The following is a 17,951-nucleotide window of genomic DNA, read 5'->3' on the forward strand; positions in this document are numbered from 1 at the left end:
GACCGCAGTAAAAAAGGGGCATTATGCCAGAGCCACCGGCAAAAGATAAAAGCCGGCAATAAAAAGGCTTAGCTGTACTCGTGGTATTCCACACCTGGCAGGACACAAAGCATTTCATACAGCAGATTCGCAGCAACAACCGATGTATTGTGAGTGGTATCAAACGGCGGTGAAACCTCAACCAAATCACCACCTACGACATTCAGACCTTTACAACCACGCACAATCTCTAAACCCTGGTGCACCGTCAGACCGCCGACCTCAGCGGTTCCAGTACCCGGTGCATAGGCCGGATCCAGACCATCAATATCAAAACTGATATAGACCGGACCATCACCCAACTGCTCGCGAACGTCCGCCATCAATGGGTCCAGACTCTTGTGCCAGCACTCTTCGGCCTGCACCACCCGGAATCCCTGATCGCGAGACCACTGATACTCATCCGGAGAATAACCCGTGCCACGCAATCCAATTTGCACAACGCGCTCACCATCCAGTAAGCCCTCTTCCATTGCGCGACGAAAAGGCGTGCCATGGGCAATGCGCTCACCAAACATATGGTCATTAATGTCCGCATGAGCATCCACATGCACCAAGCCAACCGGACCATGTTTCTTTTTCAGGGCGCGGAGAATCGGCAAAGCAATCGTGTGATCACCACCCATAGTGAGCGGCATAATGTCTTTGGCCATCACCTCATCGTAAAAGTTTTCGATAATGTCGATACTTTTCTGCAAGTTGAATGTATTAATCGGCACGTCACCGCTGTCAGCGATGGTTAAACTGTCGAAAGGTGCGGCACCGGTAGACACGTTAAACGGACGCAACATACGAGACTCATCGCGAATTTCACGAGGCCCCAGGCGTGCACCTGGACGGTTTGAAGTGCCAATATCCAACGGCACCCCCAGAAAGGCCACATCCAGATGCTCATCCAGATCTACGGCGGGCAAACGCATAAACGTCGCAGGGCCACCAAAACGGGGCATATCATTGCCACCCAGTGGCTCGTACAAAACCTTATCAGTCATATCTCACCTGTTTCTTTATCGTAATCAATCGACGGGGATCGATGTTTTTCGCCACCACTGCGGGGGCGTTCAAATTCATCTTCAGGACCTGTAGTTTAAACGAGACATCAATTCGATAAACCCCTACAATTCAACACATAGGTTGATATTTTCGAACTAAAAAATCATTAACATCAAGCCCAGATCACCATGAACGCCGACATCAAATTACTGAAAATCTTCGTCACTGTGGTGGACAACGGTGGTTTTTCCGCAGCGGAGAGGGAATTGAACCTCGCCAGATCCACCATCAGCAACCATATGGCGGAACTGGAACACCGCTTGGGGACGAGCTTGTGCCGCCGGGGCCGGGCCGGCTTTGCACTGACGAGCGCGGGTGAGTCTGTCTATCGCGAAGCCCTGAACTTACTGGCCAGCGCCGAGGCCTTTGATCGCCATATCGACAGCCTCAAGCATGCCGATATGAGTGGTGAGTTGCGGCTGACCATTACCGATGGCACGCTCTACGATAAAAACCTGAAACTCAATAAAACCCTCGCCCAGTTTCAGAACAAAGCCAAAAATGTATTCCTGAAACTCAGTAGCGCAAGCCAGCGAGACATTGAACACCAGCTCGCCAAAAAGGAAATCGACCTCGGTATTATCGCTCACCACCGCAGCCTGCCGGATTTTCAGTACCACCGCTTATATCAAGAACAACATCTCCTTTACTGCGCTGAAAATCACTTTCTGTTTGAAAAAAATGACCGCCATATTACGGAAGAACAACTGGCCGAGCAGGCTTTTGTACACGCCGGCTATCAGCTTAACCCCGAGATTCAAAAACTGACCCAGAATTTTAATGGCCGGGCGAGCGCAGGCCATATGGAATCCCGAGCCCAATTAATTTTGTCGGGCGCTTATATCGGATTTTTACCCGAACACTTTGCCGCCCCCTTGGTTGAGGCGGGAAAACTTCGTACACTCAAAGCCCGCAATAAATTTTATCACAGCGATATCAGTGCAGTTCACCGCAAAGACGCCCTGAGCGATCGTTTACTGGCTTTGTTTTTGGCCTTATTGAAAGAGCAATACCATGCCCCTGCAAAGAAAAATTAATGATGTCGATGTTCGCTTATTAAGAATTTTTAAGGCCGTCGCCGAGTGCGGAGGCTTTAGCGCCGCCGAAACCGAATTGAATATCGCCCGCTCGACCATCAGTACGCACATGGCTGATCTGGAAGCGCGTTTAGGCCTGATTCTTTGCCGTCGAGGGCGCAGCGGATTTGCACTGACCGACGATGGCAAACAGGTGTACCAGGCCTGCTTGCAACTTCTGTCTGCTCTCGAAGGTTTTCGCAGCCAGATCAGCGCTCTGCACAATCAATTGAGTGGTGAACTGAAAATTCTCTGCAGTGATGCAATTCTCGGAGACAAAGAAAACTTTTTGCTCACTGAAATTTTACGTCGCTTCGCCGAACAAGCACCGGATGTGGAAATTTCTATCGCAACGGAAGTACTGCCAGAAATTGAACGTGCACTCTTGGCCGGACGTGCCGATATCGGCTTTATTCCCTGTCATCGCGAACTCGGTTCCGTGAGTTATCTGCCACTTTATCAGGAACAATATCAATTGTACTGTGGCAAAGAACATCCGCTTTTTGAAACCGCAAGCGACGCCATCAGCGAAGACACCATCAAACAACAACGCTTTGTTCACCCGGGCATCCAAACCAATCCTCAAGCCAGCCAGGTCATCAACAAACTGCAACGCCGTGCGACGGCTTACCACTATGAGGCCCGCCTTGCCTTACTGCAGACCGGCTTATACATTGGTTATTTCCCGGAACACTATGCCAGCGAACTGGTAGAACAAGGGGAGCTAAAACGCTTAAATGCACAGCGTTTCGGCTACCAGGCAAACATTGCTGCCTGCTTTAAAAACAACAGTGGCAACAAAGCTCTGTCCGTTTTTTGTCAGCATCTGCAGGAAGCCTACAATTTAAAAAGTGCAGAATAAAATAAACAGAAACGAAAAAAGGAACAATAAAAAAGGCCGAACATGTAAATGCTCGGCCTTTTTTATTCAACAGCTCAACACTGCTTTCGGATAAGGATTACTTGTCGATGCCGCCCATGCACATGTACTTCAATTCCAGGTAATCGTCCATACCGTACTTGGAACCTTCACGACCGGAACCGGATTCTTTCACACCACCGAATGGCGCCATTTCGTTAGAAATAATGCCTTCGTTGATGCCAACAATACCGTACTCCAGGCCTTCACCCACACGCCATACTCGGCCGACATCGCGAGTATAGAAATACGCGGCCAAACCGAACTCAGTGTCATTCGCCATCGCGATAGCTTCTTCTTCGGTGCTGAACTTGAATATCGGAGCCACCGGGCCAAAGATCTCTTCACTGAACACGCGCATGTCCTGACTTACCTGAGTCAGAATGGTTGGCTCGTAGTAGCAATCGCCCAAATCGGAACGCTGACCACCCGCAGCCAGTGTTGCACCTTTATCAACAGCATCCTGTACCATAGCATCGACATCGTTTACCGCTTTGGCATTTACCAATGGACCCATGGTAACGCCATCACCAAAACCGTCGCCCACATTGAATTCAGCAACCGCCGCCGCCAGTTTTTCAACAAAGGCATCGTAAATACCTTCCTGCACCAGCATACGGTTTGAACACACACAGGTTTGACCCGCATTGCGATACTTGGATGCAACAGCACCTGCCACAGCCGCATCCAAATCCGCATCATCAAAAACAATAAACGGCGCGTTACCACCCAGCTCCATCGAGGTCTTCTTAACCGTGCCGGCACACTGTTCCATCAACACTTTGCCCACCGGGGTAGAACCCGTGAAGGTAACTTTTTTGACGATCGGGTTGGACGTCATTTCGCCGCCGATCGCACGTGAGCTTGAACCCACAACCATATTCATAACGCCCGCCGGTACACCCGCTTCTTCGGCAAGCACACATAAGGCCAGAGCAGACAGCGGAGTTTCCGTAGCCGGTTTACCAACAACCGTACAACCTGCTGCAATGGCCGGCGCAACTTTTCGGGTAATCATGGCATTCGGGAAGTTCCATGGCGTAATGGACGCCACCACACCTACCGGCTGTTTAATGATCACAATGCGCTTGTCGTTGGAAGGCGCGGGGATCACATCACCGTCAATACGCTTGGCTTCTTCAGCAAACCATTCCATATAAGAAGCACCATAGGCAATCTCACCCATTGATTCTGCCAGTGGTTTGCCCTGCTCAGCCGTCAGGATTTTCGCCAGATCTTCCTGGTTGGCCATGATCAGGTCATACCAGGTACGCAGAACTTTGGCACGCTCTTTACAGCTCGCCTTCTGCCAGGCTTTCATTGCCTCCTCAGCGCACTCGATAGCACGGCGAGTTTCGACCTCACTTAAACTGGCAACGGTTGCAACAACATCACCGGTAGAGGGATTGCGAACTTCAACAGTCGCGCCATTGTCGGCATCGACCCACTGACCATTAATATAAGATTGGGTACGCAGTAAATCGGGACGCTTGAGCTCAAGCATAGGTGTCTCCTTAAAGTTGCTGAGTGTCGGCAAAGCCGTACTACTATAATAGGCAATTTCAGCATAACGGGAGACTTAAACCGCCAATCCCGCAGAGATTTTGCTAAATTGTGAAGATAAGCCTAGTTTGCACCAAAGGCTATGTTCGTAAAAGTCTAATTTATTAGACTTAAGGTTAGAAAAGTCCAACCTAAGTAGCTTGCCCCAGTATTCCACAAACAAAGATATCCAAAAACTATAAGCCCGATTCATTTAATTAATTTTAACTAACCACATGACCCGACTATAGTTACACCATACTTCATTGAACAACACACATTGAAGCACATATATTGAACCATTCCACTGAACTCGTTAAGGAAAGGATTATGAGCCAGAACAGAACCATCAATATCGGTATCAGCGATCAAGACAGAGCGTCCATTGCACAAGGCCTCAGCCATTTGCTGGCGGATAGCTACACTCTTTATCTGCAAACCCATAACTTCCACTGGAATGTGACCGGCCCCCAGTTCCGCGAGCTGCATTTGATGTTCGAAGAACACTACACCGAACTTGCCACCGCCGTGGATGAAATTGCCGAGCGTATTCGCACCTTAGGCTACCCGGCCCCAGGGACATACAAAGCCTTTGCGGAGCTGAGCTCGATCAAGGAAGTTGATGGTGTACCGGCCCCGACCGAAATGCTGGTGCTGTTAACCGAAGCCCATGAACAGGTGGTACGTACCTGCCGTGAGGTTTTGGGCAAGGCTCAGGAAGCCGATGATGAATCCAGCGCGTCGCTGATTTCTGATCGCATGGTGATTCACGAAAAAACCGCCTGGATGCTGCGCAGCATGTTGTAAGCAGGACTTAAAAAATCCCCTCAAACGGGTGCTTTCACGGAAAGAAAGCGCCCGTTTCTTCGATCTATTTTCTTTTGAAGTTCTGACTACTTTTCAGAAGAAATTAAAAACAAACGACACAGCCACTTTAACTATTTCTAGCCGACAACGCCTTCGCTTTGCAAGCGCGTAATATCGTCAGCACTCTTCCCAAGCCCCTGCAACACTTCCTGATTATGAGCCCCCAATTCAGGGCCCACCCATTCCGTGCGACCGGGAGTACGTCCAAGCTTGGGCAATATGGCCGGGATATCCAATGGTTTGCCGTCGATTTCCACGCGCTCAAACATACCACGTGCCTGATAGTGAGGATCTTCCAACATATCTTCTACATTGTAGATTGGCCCTGCGGGTACCCGTTGCTCCGCCATCACAGAAAGCACATCGGCAATGGGCCGTGCGGAGCACCAACCGGAAAGAATTTGATCAATCTCTTCTTCATGTTCCACACGGCCGGCATTATTCGCCAAACGAGGATCTTCCGCGAGATCCGAGTGACCGATTCCGGTCATCAAGCGTTTGAAAATAGAATCACCATTGCCACCAATCACCACAAACTTTCCATCACCACAGCGGTAGGTATTGGTCGGTACAATACCAGTGACTGTTGTACCCGAGGCTTCTCGCACGGCACCCGCACCCGAGTATTCCGGCACAACGGCCTCAAGCAGATTAAACATGGCTTCATACAATGCCACATCGATGGTCTGGCCTTCACCCGATTTTTGCCTCTCCAACAAAGCCAAGGCAATACCCAATGCCGCATGAATTCCTGCAATGGTGTCGCCAATACTCAGGTTAGGACGTACTGGTGCTTCGTTGGGAAAACCGTTCACGTGGCGAAAGCCTGAGTAAGCTTCGCACACCGACGCAAACCCCGGCTTCGTCGCATTAGGGCCGTCTTGCCCATAACCAGAAATGCGCGCGTATACCAAGCCAGGATTGATGGATTTGATGTCGTCCGGGCCGAGCCCCCAATCTTCCATTACACCAGGACGAAAGTTTTCCACCAGAACATCAGCATCGCCCAGCAGTTCTTTCAAAATGGCTCGGCCATCTTCCTGTTTTAAATCGATACAAACACTTTTCTTATTGCGCGCCAGGCTATACCACCAAAAGGATGTGCCCTGATTGAGTTCACGCCAACCGCGAATAGGGTCTCCCCCAGGAGGTTCAACTTTAATGACCTCTGCACCAAAGTACGCCAACATGGAACCCGCGAAGGGCCCTGCCAGCAATTGGCCAACTTCAATAACCCGCAAACCATCGAGAGGTTTTGCCATAATCAACTCCGATAAAACTAGCGCTTTAGCTGGATGGATTCGTGCCTCAATATGCTCAGCAAAGGATTCTTTCTGTGTATCCAGTCTTTCAAGAGAAAAGCGAACATTAGCCCCGCCACAAAACCCGCGATGTGCGCAGGATAATCCATACCATCATCGAGAAAAAATAAACCGAAAATATTCAAGCCTACCCACAGGGCGAAAAACCAAACCACTGAAAGCTTTTTCTGATAAAGAATAAACATAAAACTCAGGCTGGCGTGGCGAAACCAGATCATATACATCGCAAACAATCCGGCAATCGCACCACTGGCGCCAATGGATGGAATATCGGACCCCAGACGCCATATCATCGTGCCCAACGATGCCAACAGGCCGCAAGCCAAATACAGCAGTAAATAGGAAATATGCCCTAAAGTATCTTCAAGGTTGTCTCCAATGATGGCGAGAAAATACATGTTCGCACCCAAATGCCAGACCGAGCCGTGCAAAAAAACACAGCTCATTAGCGCCCACAATTGGTTGCCCTCCGCGACAACTGAGGGCGTCATCGCAAAATTATTCAAAACCCAGTTATAACTGGTATCGTTAAAAAAGTAGGCCAGGAAAATCAGAATATTTAAGGCAAGCAAACTGTAATTCACCCAGGGGATACACTTTGCCTTGGCATTGAACTCGACGGGCATTTGCAGCAGCAGCTGGAAAAAATAGGTTTTCCAACTCAAGCCTTTATTTAATTCCTGGAGATGAGATTCCAGCTCGGGGCTTTGTTCAACAGGAGGCAACTCCCCTCGATCCAGCCAACTGCCTTCACAGTGAAGGCAAATATCGATTTCCAGATGAAAGTGCTCCAGAAGGTGGTGACGCTGCATATTGAGCTGGCAAGTCGGACATTCTATATCCGATTCACCCAAACTCTGTCCGAAGCTTTCCTTGAAACAACTGAGTTCAATATCAGGATTCTTGGCCCGTATCACCGCATTAACTTCGTCCTTGTCAAACCAGAGGCCGCCACAAGTGCGACACAAGTCCAGCTCCTGTCGCTCATAGCGATGCTGTATCAGTACTTCCTCAGGGCAGCGCGGGCATTTTTTATCAGCCATGGGCATCTCTCGGATTCAATCCGGTTAATCCAGAGCCAGAACAATTTTGCCGATCAAATCATGGGATTCCATCAGCTTGTGCGCGTCGGCAACATCTTTGATGGAAAACTCTGCTGCCATCTTCGGCCTGAATTTACCCGCTGAGATAAGTGGCCAGATGTGCTTCTGCAAGTTTTGAGCGATCGCTGATTTTTCTTCATCGCTCTGAGGTCTTAGCGTCGAACCCGTCAGCGTCAAGCGTTTAATCATCATTGCCCGGAAATCGACTTCTGTTTTCGCACCACGTAAAAAGGCAATACTTACAATTCGACCGTCTTTGGCGGCCATTTTGAGGTTCTTCTGAATGTAGTCTCCACCCACCATATCCAGAATAACATCGACTCCATTGCCCCCACTGGCTTCGAAGGAGGCCGTTTCAAAATCATCCTGCTGATAATTCCACACTTGCTCAGCCCCTAACTCCAGGCAGGCTTTCTGCTTGGCTTCGCTGCCGACAGTGGCATAAACCTCAGCACCCATGGCTTTGGCCATTTGGATGGCTGTGGTACCAATGCCGCTGGCACCACCATGGACCAGAAAACGTTCACCGGCCTGCAGCCGACCGCGATCAAAGACATTGGTCCACACCGTGAAACAGGTTTCCGGCAATGCGGCGGCCTCCGCCATGCCTAGTCCTTCTGGAATCGGCAAGCACTGACCCGCTGGCACGACCACCTGCTGTGCATAGGCTCCGCCATTACAGAGAGCACAAACCTTATCGCCGACTTGCCAGTCACTCACTCCGTCCCCAAGGGCAATGATTTCGCCGGACACCTCCAGTCCCATAATCGGGCTGGCTCCCGGCGGTGGCGGATACAAACCCATGCGCTGGAAGACATCCGGGCGATTAACCCCGGCATAGGCAACTTGAATAAGGACTTCTCCGGGCTTGGGGACGACTTCGCCGATTTCCTGCCAAACCATATTTTCAGCTGCGCCAGCTTCTGTTAAGCCGATACCCCATACACTCATATTATTGCTCTCCCGGAATAAGTGTCTCGTCGGGCTGGAATGAATCCTATCCAGCGCTATCACGCCACTGAATTTTAACAGTAGCCCTGTATAAGACGAGGTTTATAATGAATTGCATCCTAACGTATAACAGCCTGAAGGAAAATCACGATGCTCAGCGATATTCTGCACGGCACGGCCGCGCTAATTATTGATTACGCCGCCCTGCTCTTGTTGCTTTTACTGCTTACTCTGATCGGCGTCATTATCTATATGTACATCGTCGATGTACGCCAAACACGTCATGCTATTCGACGCAATTACCCGGTAATAGGGCGGTTTCGCTATTGGTTCGAGCATCTGGGTGAATTCTTCAGGCAATACTTTTTCGCAATGGATCGCGAAGAATTGCCCTTCAACCGGGCTCAACGCAGCTGGGTGTATCAAGCTGCCAAAAATATTGATACCACGACCGCTTTCGGTTCAACTCGCCCTCTCAATCAGGCCGGCGATATCGTTTTCCTCAATGCCCTGTTCCCAAAACTGAAACATGAATTCAAAAATGCAGAGCCGGTGCGTTTCGGCGAAGGTTATGCCAGAGAACCCTATGCCGCTGCCAGTGTTTTTAATATCTCGGCGATGAGCTTTGGCTCACTGTCTTCTGTGGCGGTACGCGCATTATCAAACGGCGCGAAGCAAGCCGGCATTTGGATGAACACAGGCGAAGGTGGCCTCTCGCCTTACCACTTGTCTGGCGGCTGCGATATTGTCTTTCAAATCGGCACCGCCAAATACGGAGTGCGTGACGAAGAAGGAAATCTCAGCGACGATAAACTTCAGGAAATCGCGGCTCATCAGGAAGTCAAAATGATTGAGCTGAAGCTGGCTCAAGGTGCAAAACCCGGCAAGGGCGGCATTCTACCCGCCGAAAAGGTAACCGCTGAAATTGCCGCCATTCGAGGCATTCCAGAAGGTAAAGCATCGCTAAGCCCCAACGGTCACACCGACATTGAAAGTCTGGAACAACTGCTGGATAAAATTCATCACATTAGATCCGTGAGCGGCCTGCCCGTAGGATTTAAAACCGTTATCGGTCAAAGTCACTGGTTACGTGAACTCTGCGAATTGATTCAAGCAAAGGGCCTGGATTACGCTCCGGATTTTATCACCATCGACAGTGGCGATGGCGGTACCGGCGCCGCGCCGCAATCCTTGATTGATTTTATGGGGCTGCCTATCAAACGCAGCTTGCCTATAGTAGTCAACACACTGCTGGAGTATGGATTGCGCGAACGCATACGTGTCATCACTTCGGGCAAGCTGATCAACCCGGCCAATGTCGCCTGGGCTTTATGCGTGGGCGCCGATGTCGTCGTTTCTGCCCGAGGGTTTATGTTTTCCCTGGGTTGTATTCAGGCCTTACAGTGCAACAAAAATACCTGCCCCACCGGCATCACCACCCATGACCCGGATTTACAGGAAGGACTGGACCCCCATAACAAAGCCAATCGCGTTGCTCACTTCGCAAAAAACATGTTGAAAGAACTGGATGTGATTGCACATTCCTGCGGTGTTGAAAATGTTCGGCATTTAAATCGCAGTCATGCGCAAATTATTAATGAACACGGTTTACCCGAGCCCATGGAGCTGGTGTTCCCGGAAGCCACGCCCAAATCTGAATATCAGAAATGATCGTTCGACACAGCGTTGGCGCTACGGCGCCAAGCGCTGAGTATCCCAGTCGCCATCGTCCTGCAATTGGTATTCAAAGCGATCGTGCAAACGATTGGCACCACCTTGCCAAAACTCGATACGTACCGGTTTAATTCGAAAACCGCCCCAAAAATCCGGCAGTGGAATTTTGCCTGCTGAGAATTTTTGTTTCATTGATGCAAACTGTTGCATTAACAGCTCACGCGATGAAACCGGTCGACTCTGTTCCGAAGCCCAGGCAGCCAACTGACTTTCTTCAGGTCTGGAGAGAAAATACTGCAGGGATTCTTTTTGACTGACTTTTTCAGCAACGCCAGCAATCTTCACCTGGCGCTCCAGCGCATGCCAGGGAAAATGCAAACTGACTTTTGAATTGGCCGCTATATCCTGAGCTTTGCGTGAACCGTAATTGGTGTAGAAAACAAAACCGTCTTTATCAACCGCTTTTAGCAATACTATACGCTGGCTCGGTTGCCCACTGGCATCCACCGTGGCGACCGTCATTGCTGTAGGATCTTGCAAGCCGGCATCAACCGCTTGTTTTAACCAGTGTTCAAATTGAGCAATCGGACAGTCCTTTAAATGCTCACGGTGCAAACCGCCCTGCAAGTACTCCCGTCTGAGCTGATCAATGGATAATTCTGACACTGTGCTAATCTCCGCAACTCTTTTAAACTTCTGAAAACATCAGGCCCTAGTATAAACCAGAGCAAACCAGAGCCATACCGGATTGCGCGGCCTAGCCCTAAAGAGCAAGAAATGCGACAGAACTCGAACTACGCCCAATTGATTTTATGCGGTGGTGAAGGCCGCCGAATGGCGCCTGCGTATTCCCAAAAAGCGCTGGCAATATTTAATGGGCGGCCCCTGATCGAGCACGCTCTGGACAAGCAAATCCCCCAGAACGATGCTGTCCTGATCAGCTGCGGCCCACCCCATAGCGAGTCCCATTCAAAAGCACCACAACACGCCATACAGACCGTTCTGGACAATAGTCCGATTGCCTGTAAACCCTTAAACGATGGGTCGGAACAGCACCTTGGGCCACTGGCGGGTATTTTGAGTGGACTGGAATATTGCATCCAGCACAGACCCGACTGCCAGTACCTATTGGTGTCCCCGGTCGACACCCCCAAACAACCTCCTGATCTGGGCCTTCAACTCCTGAATGCCGTCCATGCCCAGGGCGATCAAATCATCGTCAGCGAATGCAGGGGGCGTACGCATCCTCTGCACAGCCTCTGGCCGGTCCGCGCCCATCATAGCCTTGGACGATATTTAGACAGGGGTGAACGCCGGGTCATGGGTTTTATCGAACACTTTGGCGTTCAACGGTTGGCCTTTCCCGATTCAGAAGCGTTCCGAAATATCAATAGCCCCGAAGACCTGTCTTCCTGAGGATTAACACTTTTTGACCATTTCAGCACTGGAAGCTTCGGCCACTTGGGTTAATATCCCAGCATGGCACTTGTAGATTCCTTTGGCAGACATATTGATTATTTGCGGCTTTCCCTGACAGATCGCTGTGACTTCCGCTGTGTCTATTGTATGGCCGAGGATATGCAGTTTTTACCCCGCGCCCAGGTACTCAGCCTGGAAGAGTGTGAAACGCTGGTAAAAGCCTTCGTAAAACTGGGGGTAAAGAAAGTTCGCCTTACTGGCGGCGAGCCATTGGTGCGTAACGGCGCCGTTGAACTCATGGCCACACTGAAGAAAATTCCCGGTCTCGAAGAGTTACTGTTGACGACCAATGGCTCGCGACTGGAAGAGTTGGCTCCGAAATTAAAAAGCGCCGGACTCGATCGCATTAATGTCAGCTTGGATACCCTTGACCCTATCCGTTTCAAAGAACTCAGCCGCACGGGGAAACTTGAAAAAGTGCTTGCCGGCTTGCAAGCCGCCAAAGCTGCTGGCTTTAAGCGGATTAAGCTCAATAGCGTTATTCTCAAAAATCGCAACGCCGACGAAGTGGAAGATCTGGTGCACTTCGCACTCAGCGAAGGTTTCGACCTTTCCTTTATCGAAGCCATGCCTCTTGGCCATATCGATGACCACCAACGCGGCGAAGAATTTATCAGTTCGGCTGATATTCAAACCCGGCTTGCGCAGCGTTGGACACTGGAATCGAGTCAATACCAAACCGGTGGCCCATCGCGCTATTGGAAAATCGGCAACAGTCAGATTGGATTTATTTCACCGCACAGTAATAATTTTTGCGCGAGTTGTAATCGTTTGCGCGTGACAGCCGAGGGGCGCCTGTTACTCTGTCTGGGCAACGAACATTCCCTGGATTTAAAAGCCATCATGCGACGTTACCCAGGTGATCACGCTCGCTTGCGAGACAGCATTGAAGCCGCCATGAGTAATAAACCCGAGCGCCATCACTTCGACATCAATGAAACTCAAATCGTCCGTTTTATGAATACCACGGGCGGTTAGTAACAGCCAAGGAAAAGACAGACAGCATCATGAGCAAACCAACACCCAGCAGTGAAGCCATCCCGCTACGCATCGCTGTACTTACTGTTTCTGACACCCGCGGCAGCAGCAATGATACCTCTGGTGATTTACTGACTGAACTTTTGCAAGAAGCTGGTCACCAGCTACAACAGAGAGATTTGGTCAAAGACGACATTTACCAGATTCGTGCGGTCTGCTCTCAATGGATTGCCGACCCTGAAGTGCAGGTAGTGTTAATAACCGGCGGCACCGGTTTTTCTGGCCGCGACAGCACACCCGAAGCCGTGCGCCCCTTGCTCGATAAAGAAGTCATCGGCTTCGGAGAAATGTTTCGTTATATTTCTCTGGAGCAAGTTGGCAGCTCGACGATTCAATCTCGCGCCATGGGCGGCTTGGTAAACAAAACTCTGATCTTTTGCTTACCAGGTTCCAATAACGCCTGTCGAACAGCCTGGGAAGGCATCCTTCGTGAGCAGCTCGACAGCCGCCAAAAACCCTGCAACTTTGTTGGGCTGCTCAGCTAAACGGCGCCCGATACATTTACTTTCCCGGAGGGCAGAGCCATGAACTTAAATCAAGTAACCGTTGCTGCCCATGACATGCCCAAGTCCGTAGCCTTTTACCAAAAGCTCGGGCTGACACTGATTGTAGATACGCCCCACTACGCCCGCTTCGAATGCCCGGACGGTGAATCGACGTTCTCATTGCACAAAGTGGATCAAAAACCGCCGATTAACGACACCATTATTTATTTTGAGTGCGCCGGACTTGATCGCGAGTACCAACGTTTGCTTGATGCCGGCATCGATTTTATTCAGGCGCCAACTGACCAACGCTGGCTGTGGCGGGAAGCTCGCCTTTACGACCCAAGTGACAATCAGGTTTGCTTATTCTGGGGTGGTGAGAATCGCAAAAATCCTCCCTGGCGGGTAAACTGACAAGCTTTGCGGGAAGCCCTGCTCCCCACGACACTGAACACAAAGAGACCACCATGGACAAGCAAACCCAAACCGAGCTTGAAGCTGCGACGTTTCGTCGTCTGCTCAAACACCTCGACGAACGCAAAGATGTACAAAACATTGACCTCATGATCCTTGCGGGCTTTTGTCGCAATTGCCTCGGCAAATGGTATAAGGCCGCTGCCGATGAGCGGGATATCGAGCTTGATGCTGAACAAGCGCGAGACATTGTCTACGGTATGCCCTATGCTGAGTGGAAGGCCAATCATCAACAGGAAGCCACTCCCGAGCAACTGGCCGCTTTTGCTAAACTGCAAAACAAATAAACCCCTCCGGCGAATAAGGAAAGTGCATGCCACGCGTTAGAGTCACCGACATTTTTATTTACCCGGTTAAATCCCTGCGCGGTATTGCTTTGAGCCAGTCCAGTTTGACCTATACCGGTCTGCTGCATGATCGGAGCTGGATGGTGGTTCGCGCTGATAATGGGCAGTTTGTCTCCCAGCGTCAGCTGCCCAAGATGTGCCTAGTCAGCACCGGCATTGGCGAGCATCACCTGAGCCTGAAGAGCCAGCCACTGATGCCCGGGAATCCCGAGATTCACATTCCTTTCAACCTCCCCGTCGAGAACGAAATGAAAGCTCAGGTCTGGAGCGACGAATGCCGGGTTCTGGATGCAGGCGATGAAGCCGGGCAATGGCTGACAGAAGCTCTCAACAGCCCCAAACCCCTGCGCCTGGTTGCTATGGCGCCGGATTTTAAACGTCTGCAAAGCAAGACCGACCGTTTCGGGGATCAAGCGGCCATCTTTGCCGATGCCGCACCTTACCTGATTGCTAATCGTGATTCGCTGGAAGTCCTCAACCAAAGGCTGGTCGCCGAAGACAAGGCCACGGCCTGCATCGAACAGTTCCGCCCCAATATTGTGGTCGCCGGCCTGGAGCCCTTCAGCGAACACGATTATGTGCGTCTGCACAGCTCCGGAGGTGAATACACTCTGCAGCTACACGATCGCTGCGAGCGCTGCACCATGATTGGCATTAATCCGGATACCGCCGAGAAATACGCCGAACAGGAGCCCTATCGTACCCTTGCCCTGTTCAACCACATGCCCGACAAACCCCAAGCCGCAGCCTTTGGCGAAAACGCCAGCCTTCTGCGTGGAGATGGACAGAATATCGGTGTTGGAGACTGGCTCTCGATCGACCGGGAACTGTCGGAATAACCAACCCTAATAGGGTATATACGCCCCGCACATTCTGTCGTACTGTGCCCGCCACTGTGAACAAATCTACCAGTTTTGAGGTCTACCCCCTGGGCACCGCATAGCTTTTCTGCGCTGCAGACGAGGAGAAAATAATGAGCAAATTACACGACAAGTTTTACATCAATGGCCAGTGGCAAAACGCCAAGGGCCAGGGTCGCCACGACGTGATCCACCCCGCCACAGAAGAAGTGGTCGCCACAGTTGCCCTGGGCAATCAAGATGATGTCGATGCCGCCATCAGCGCCGCACGCGCCGCCTTTGACAGCTGGAGCACCAGCAGTGCTGAGTTCCGCGCAGAACTGATTCGCAAAGCCGCTGCCCGTCTGCGCGAGCGCCGCGAAGAATTGGTTACTGCGGTATCCCAGTCCATGGGCTGCCCTCCGCACATCACACCCTGGCTGCAAATCGACGGCCCTGTTAGCGCCTTTGAAGGCTACGCTGATCGCTGTGTCGATATGGAAAAAGTCAGAGAAGTGAACAACTCTTTGGTAGTAAAAGAAGCGGCCGGCGTCTGCGCTTTCATTAACCCATGGAACTACCCCCTAAACCAATTGATGGGCAAGATCGCCCCGGCCCTCGCAGCGGGTTGCACCATGGTGGTTAAGCCTTCCGAGCAAACCCCTCTGCAAGACATTATCGTTGCTGAAGTGCTGGATGAAGTTGGCTTCCCCGCTGGTGTGTTCAATTTGGTTATTGGCTTGGGTCATGAAGTGGGAGCAGCCCTTTCCAGCCATCCGGAAGTGGATGTGGTGTCCTTCACCGGCTCAACCCGCGCCGGCATTCTGGTGGCCGAAGCGGCAGCTCCGACCGTAAAGCGTGTCACCCAGGAACTTGGCGGCAAATCGGCCTTTATCATCACTGAAGATGCCGATCTGGACGCGGCGGTACGCTGCGGTGTTGACGACGTTATGATCAACACCGGTCAAACCTGCACCGCCCTGACCCGCATGTTGGTACCTGCCAGCCGCTACGAGGAAGCGACTCAAATAGCGAAAGCTCATACTGAATCTCTCACTGTCGGCTATGACAATGAAGAGGTCTATGTTGGCCCAATGTCTTCTGCCCGTCAGCGTGACACCGTTCAGCGCTACATCGAAATTGGCATGGAAGAAGCCACCCTCTTGACCGGCGGCTTGGGCGCACCGGAAGGCCTGGAGAAAGGCTTTTACGTTAAACCAACCATCTTCAGTGATGCGAACAATGACATGCGCATCGCTCGCGAAGAGATCTTCGGCCCGGTTCTGGTCATGATCCCGTATCAGGATCTGGAAGATGCCGTTGCCATTGCGAATGACACACCTTACGGCCTGTCCAGCGGCGTATACGCCAAAACCAAGGAAGATGGAATTGCCATCGCTCGCCGCATGCGTGCCGGCCAGTGCTATGTGAATGGTGGCGGCTTTAACTACGATGCTCCGTTTGGTGGCTACAAGCAGTCCGGTAATGGCCGTGAATGGGGTGACGAAGGTCTGCATGAGTTCGTAGAAACCAAGGCGATTCAGTTGTAAGTTTCTCTACTGCACCGTCCCTGGTGCACTTATGTTGTAAGTTCGGGCCACGGCGTCTGCCTGTGGCCTGATTTTCCTCCCCTCCTCTTCCTTGTCTCTTTTTTTAATCTTTCGCTGATCTGAGTAACGGCAAGCTTGCGCCAGCAATGCTAAAATCTGCCTTGTTTAAATGCACTTCCCAAACCCGGCCTACATTAGGAATCTGACTATGCACCATACGCTTGTAATCTACGCTGGCGGCACCATTGGTATGGCGCCGGGACCCGACGGCTTAGCGCCGAACGAGGAACTGGAAAGCAATTTGCGTCACGCTCTGGCATCCCATGAACAAATGGCCGATTTCGACTTTCTGAGCCTGCGACCACTGATCGACAGCTCAGACGCCACCCCCAGTGACTGGCAGCGACTGGCCGATACGATTAGCCAGCATCGCGACTATCAGTCCTATATTGTTCTTCATGGCACTGACACCATGGCTTTCTCGGCAGCCGCCCTGTCCTATATGTTCGCGGGCAGTGACAAGGCCATTGTTTTTACCGGATCACAAGTTCCTTTACTACTGCCGGAAAACGATGCTGTCGATAACTTTATCGGTGCATTGCGCAGCCGGGATGCGGGCTACTCAGGAGTCGGCCTGTATTTTGGTGGCGAACTGTTACCTGCAAACCGCTGCCACAAAGCCAGCAGTCGGGATTTTCACGCTTTTGTGAATGATAACGGCAAAGGACAAGCTCCCAACAAAGCCTTTCAATACACCGGCTCCATTTCCCAGGAGCAACACGAAAGCGTTGGTATTATTTATTTCTACCCCGGTATTAGTGCACAGGCTATCCGCCAAAGCCTGGCCACAGACAAGCTCAAATTAGTTTTGTTGCTGAGCTTTGGGGCAGGTAATATACCCGCCGCCGACGCGGCACTGGTGAACGAACTGGAGAGCGCCAAAGCGCGAGGCATTTGCCTGTTCAATATCAGCCAATGCCGTCACGGAGGTGTGCAACAGGATTGCTATGCCACAGGCAGTATTCTCAGTCGTTGCGGCGTGAGACACGCTGGCGATATCAATCTGGAAGCCGCCTTTGCGAAGGCCCATATCCTTCTGGCGCAAGGGCTTGAAGGTGAAACGCTGGGTGACGCGATGTGCGAAAATCTGGCCGGCGAAATACGCAGCGAATAATGCCGCTGCCATAAAAAGA

Annotated in this window: 18 protein-coding genes; 12 read left to right on the plus strand and 6 right to left on the minus strand. The window is 51.2% G+C overall.

Annotated features, from left to right (window positions below):
• Positions 1 to 68: 68 nt before the first annotated feature.
• Entirely contained in the window at positions 69 to 1,031 is a 963-nt protein-coding gene (gene speB / locus G8768_RS15810) for an agmatinase (RefSeq protein WP_166844974.1), read from the minus strand.
• A 189-nt stretch (positions 1,032 to 1,220) separates the two neighbouring features.
• Between speB and G8768_RS15815 the strand changes: the two genes are divergently transcribed.
• Positions 1,221 to 2,129: a LysR family transcriptional regulator gene (locus G8768_RS15815; protein ID WP_166844972.1), complete on the plus strand. Its 909-nt coding sequence runs from the start codon at positions 1,221 to 1,223 to the stop codon at positions 2,127 to 2,129.
• A complete protein-coding gene (locus tag G8768_RS15820; RefSeq protein WP_166844970.1) occupies positions 2,107 to 3,030 on the plus strand; it encodes a LysR family transcriptional regulator in 924 nt (307 codons plus the stop codon). The genes G8768_RS15815 and G8768_RS15820 overlap by 23 nt, the downstream gene beginning before the upstream one ends.
• Before the next feature lie 97 nt (positions 3,031 to 3,127).
• Here G8768_RS15820 and G8768_RS15825 read toward each other — a convergent pair whose 3' ends face one another.
• On the minus strand, positions 3,128 to 4,591 hold the full coding sequence (locus G8768_RS15825) for an NAD-dependent succinate-semialdehyde dehydrogenase (protein ID WP_166844969.1): 1,464 nt from the start codon (positions 4,589 to 4,591) through the stop codon (positions 3,128 to 3,130).
• Between the two features lie 368 nt (positions 4,592 to 4,959).
• Here G8768_RS15825 and G8768_RS15830 point away from each other — a divergent pair, with 368 nt between their 5' ends.
• A complete protein-coding gene (locus G8768_RS15830; RefSeq protein WP_166844967.1) occupies positions 4,960 to 5,436 on the plus strand; it encodes a Dps family protein in 477 nt (158 codons plus the stop codon).
• A gap of 137 nt (positions 5,437 to 5,573) precedes the next feature.
• On the opposite strand, the gene G8768_RS15835 is transcribed toward G8768_RS15830, so the two are convergent.
• The 3 genes from G8768_RS15835 to G8768_RS15845 are packed head-to-tail and all read right to left on the minus strand — an operon-like array spanning position 5,574 to position 8,872.
• Positions 5,574 to 6,758 carry a CaiB/BaiF CoA transferase family protein gene (locus G8768_RS15835; protein ID WP_166844964.1) on the minus strand — a complete coding sequence of 395 codons (1,185 nt, stop codon included), beginning with the start codon at positions 6,756 to 6,758 and terminating at the stop codon, positions 5,574 to 5,576.
• Positions 6,759 to 6,775: 17 nt separating this feature from the next.
• Complete coding sequence (locus G8768_RS15840; RefSeq protein ID WP_166844962.1) at positions 6,776 to 7,861, minus strand: rhomboid family intramembrane serine protease; 1,086 nt, start codon at positions 7,859 to 7,861, stop codon at positions 6,776 to 6,778.
• 24 nt (positions 7,862 to 7,885) lie between these two features.
• Positions 7,886 to 8,872, minus strand: a complete 987-nt coding sequence (locus G8768_RS15845) for an NAD(P)H-quinone oxidoreductase (RefSeq protein ID WP_166844952.1) — start codon at positions 8,870 to 8,872, stop codon at positions 7,886 to 7,888.
• Positions 8,873 to 9,022: 150 nt separating this feature from the next.
• Between G8768_RS15845 and G8768_RS15850 the strand changes: the two genes are divergently transcribed.
• Positions 9,023 to 10,543 (plus strand): FMN-binding glutamate synthase family protein, encoded by a 1,521-nt coding sequence (locus G8768_RS15850; RefSeq protein WP_166844950.1) that lies wholly within the window; start codon positions 9,023 to 9,025, stop codon positions 10,541 to 10,543.
• A 21-nt stretch (positions 10,544 to 10,564) separates the two neighbouring features.
• On the opposite strand, the gene pdxH is transcribed toward G8768_RS15850, so the two are convergent.
• On the minus strand, positions 10,565 to 11,212 hold the full coding sequence (gene pdxH, locus G8768_RS15855) for a pyridoxamine 5'-phosphate oxidase (RefSeq protein WP_166844948.1): 648 nt from the start codon (positions 11,210 to 11,212) through the stop codon (positions 10,565 to 10,567).
• Positions 11,213 to 11,323: 111 nt separating this feature from the next.
• On the opposite strand from pdxH, the gene mobA reads away from it, so the two are divergent.
• From mobA to G8768_RS15895, 8 genes are all read left to right on the plus strand, one after another.
• On the plus strand, positions 11,324 to 11,962 hold the full coding sequence (gene mobA / locus G8768_RS15860) for a molybdenum cofactor guanylyltransferase (protein ID WP_166844946.1): 639 nt from the start codon (positions 11,324 to 11,326) through the stop codon (positions 11,960 to 11,962).
• 63 nt (positions 11,963 to 12,025) lie between these two features.
• On the plus strand, positions 12,026 to 13,003 hold the full coding sequence (moaA, locus tag G8768_RS15865) for a GTP 3',8-cyclase MoaA (protein ID WP_166844944.1): 978 nt from the start codon (positions 12,026 to 12,028) through the stop codon (positions 13,001 to 13,003).
• A 29-nt stretch (positions 13,004 to 13,032) separates the two neighbouring features.
• On the plus strand, positions 13,033 to 13,548 hold the full coding sequence (gene moaB, locus G8768_RS15870; RefSeq protein ID WP_166844942.1) for a molybdenum cofactor biosynthesis protein B: 516 nt from the start codon (positions 13,033 to 13,035) through the stop codon (positions 13,546 to 13,548).
• A 39-nt stretch (positions 13,549 to 13,587) separates the two neighbouring features.
• Positions 13,588 to 13,962 (plus strand): VOC family protein, encoded by a 375-nt coding sequence (locus tag G8768_RS15875; protein WP_166844940.1) that lies wholly within the window; start codon positions 13,588 to 13,590, stop codon positions 13,960 to 13,962.
• A 53-nt stretch (positions 13,963 to 14,015) separates the two neighbouring features.
• Positions 14,016 to 14,309, plus strand: a complete 294-nt coding sequence (locus G8768_RS15880; RefSeq protein WP_166844938.1) for a DUF1244 domain-containing protein — start codon at positions 14,016 to 14,018, stop codon at positions 14,307 to 14,309.
• A gap of 26 nt (positions 14,310 to 14,335) precedes the next feature.
• Complete coding sequence (locus tag G8768_RS15885; protein WP_166844936.1) at positions 14,336 to 15,208, plus strand: MOSC domain-containing protein; 873 nt, start codon at positions 14,336 to 14,338, stop codon at positions 15,206 to 15,208.
• 134 nt (positions 15,209 to 15,342) lie between these two features.
• Complete coding sequence (locus G8768_RS15890) at positions 15,343 to 16,758, plus strand: aldehyde dehydrogenase family protein (RefSeq protein ID WP_166844933.1); 1,416 nt, start codon at positions 15,343 to 15,345, stop codon at positions 16,756 to 16,758.
• A 208-nt stretch (positions 16,759 to 16,966) separates the two neighbouring features.
• The gene (locus tag G8768_RS15895) at positions 16,967 to 17,932 is read left to right on the plus strand and encodes an asparaginase (RefSeq protein ID WP_166844931.1); all 966 of its coding nucleotides are present in this window, start codon (positions 16,967 to 16,969) and stop codon (positions 17,930 to 17,932) included.
• The last annotated feature ends 19 nt before the right edge of the window (positions 17,933 to 17,951 follow it).

Source organism: Pseudoteredinibacter isoporae (assembly GCF_011602085.1).
Lineage (GTDB): Bacteria > Pseudomonadota > Gammaproteobacteria > Pseudomonadales > Cellvibrionaceae > Pseudoteredinibacter > Pseudoteredinibacter isoporae.

What these genes read in the sequence shown, in the direction of transcription:
- G8768_RS15845 (WP_166844952.1), bottom strand. Translation starts at nt 8,872, where the DNA reads ATGAGTGTATGGGGTATCGGCTTAACAGAAGCTGGCGCAGCTGAAAAT.
- speB (WP_166844974.1), bottom strand. Translation starts at nt 1,031, where the DNA reads ATGACTGATAAGGTTTTGTACGAGCCACTGGGTGGCAATGATATGCCC.
- G8768_RS15815 (WP_166844972.1), top strand. Translation starts at nt 1,221, where the DNA reads ATGAACGCCGACATCAAATTACTGAAAATCTTCGTCACTGTGGTGGAC.
- moaB (WP_166844942.1), top strand. Translation starts at nt 13,033, where the DNA reads ATGAGCAAACCAACACCCAGCAGTGAAGCCATCCCGCTACGCATCGCT.
- G8768_RS15890 (WP_166844933.1), top strand. Translation starts at nt 15,343, where the DNA reads ATGAGCAAATTACACGACAAGTTTTACATCAATGGCCAGTGGCAAAAC.
- G8768_RS15830 (WP_166844967.1), top strand. Translation starts at nt 4,960, where the DNA reads ATGAGCCAGAACAGAACCATCAATATCGGTATCAGCGATCAAGACAGA.
- G8768_RS15850 (WP_166844950.1), top strand. Translation starts at nt 9,023, where the DNA reads ATGCTCAGCGATATTCTGCACGGCACGGCCGCGCTAATTATTGATTAC.
- G8768_RS15885 (WP_166844936.1), top strand. Translation starts at nt 14,336, where the DNA reads ATGCCACGCGTTAGAGTCACCGACATTTTTATTTACCCGGTTAAATCC.
- G8768_RS15875 (WP_166844940.1), top strand. Translation starts at nt 13,588, where the DNA reads ATGAACTTAAATCAAGTAACCGTTGCTGCCCATGACATGCCCAAGTCC.
- G8768_RS15825 (WP_166844969.1), bottom strand. Translation starts at nt 4,591, where the DNA reads ATGCTTGAGCTCAAGCGTCCCGATTTACTGCGTACCCAATCTTATATT.
- mobA (WP_166844946.1), top strand. Translation starts at nt 11,324, where the DNA reads ATGCGACAGAACTCGAACTACGCCCAATTGATTTTATGCGGTGGTGAA.
- G8768_RS15895 (WP_166844931.1), top strand. Translation starts at nt 16,967, where the DNA reads ATGCACCATACGCTTGTAATCTACGCTGGCGGCACCATTGGTATGGCG.
- G8768_RS15840 (WP_166844962.1), bottom strand. Translation starts at nt 7,861, where the DNA reads ATGGCTGATAAAAAATGCCCGCGCTGCCCTGAGGAAGTACTGATACAG.
- G8768_RS15880 (WP_166844938.1), top strand. Translation starts at nt 14,016, where the DNA reads ATGGACAAGCAAACCCAAACCGAGCTTGAAGCTGCGACGTTTCGTCGT.
- G8768_RS15835 (WP_166844964.1), bottom strand. Translation starts at nt 6,758, where the DNA reads ATGGCAAAACCTCTCGATGGTTTGCGGGTTATTGAAGTTGGCCAATTG.
- moaA (WP_166844944.1), top strand. Translation starts at nt 12,026, where the DNA reads ATGGCACTTGTAGATTCCTTTGGCAGACATATTGATTATTTGCGGCTT.
- G8768_RS15820 (WP_166844970.1), top strand. Translation starts at nt 2,107, where the DNA reads ATGCCCCTGCAAAGAAAAATTAATGATGTCGATGTTCGCTTATTAAGA.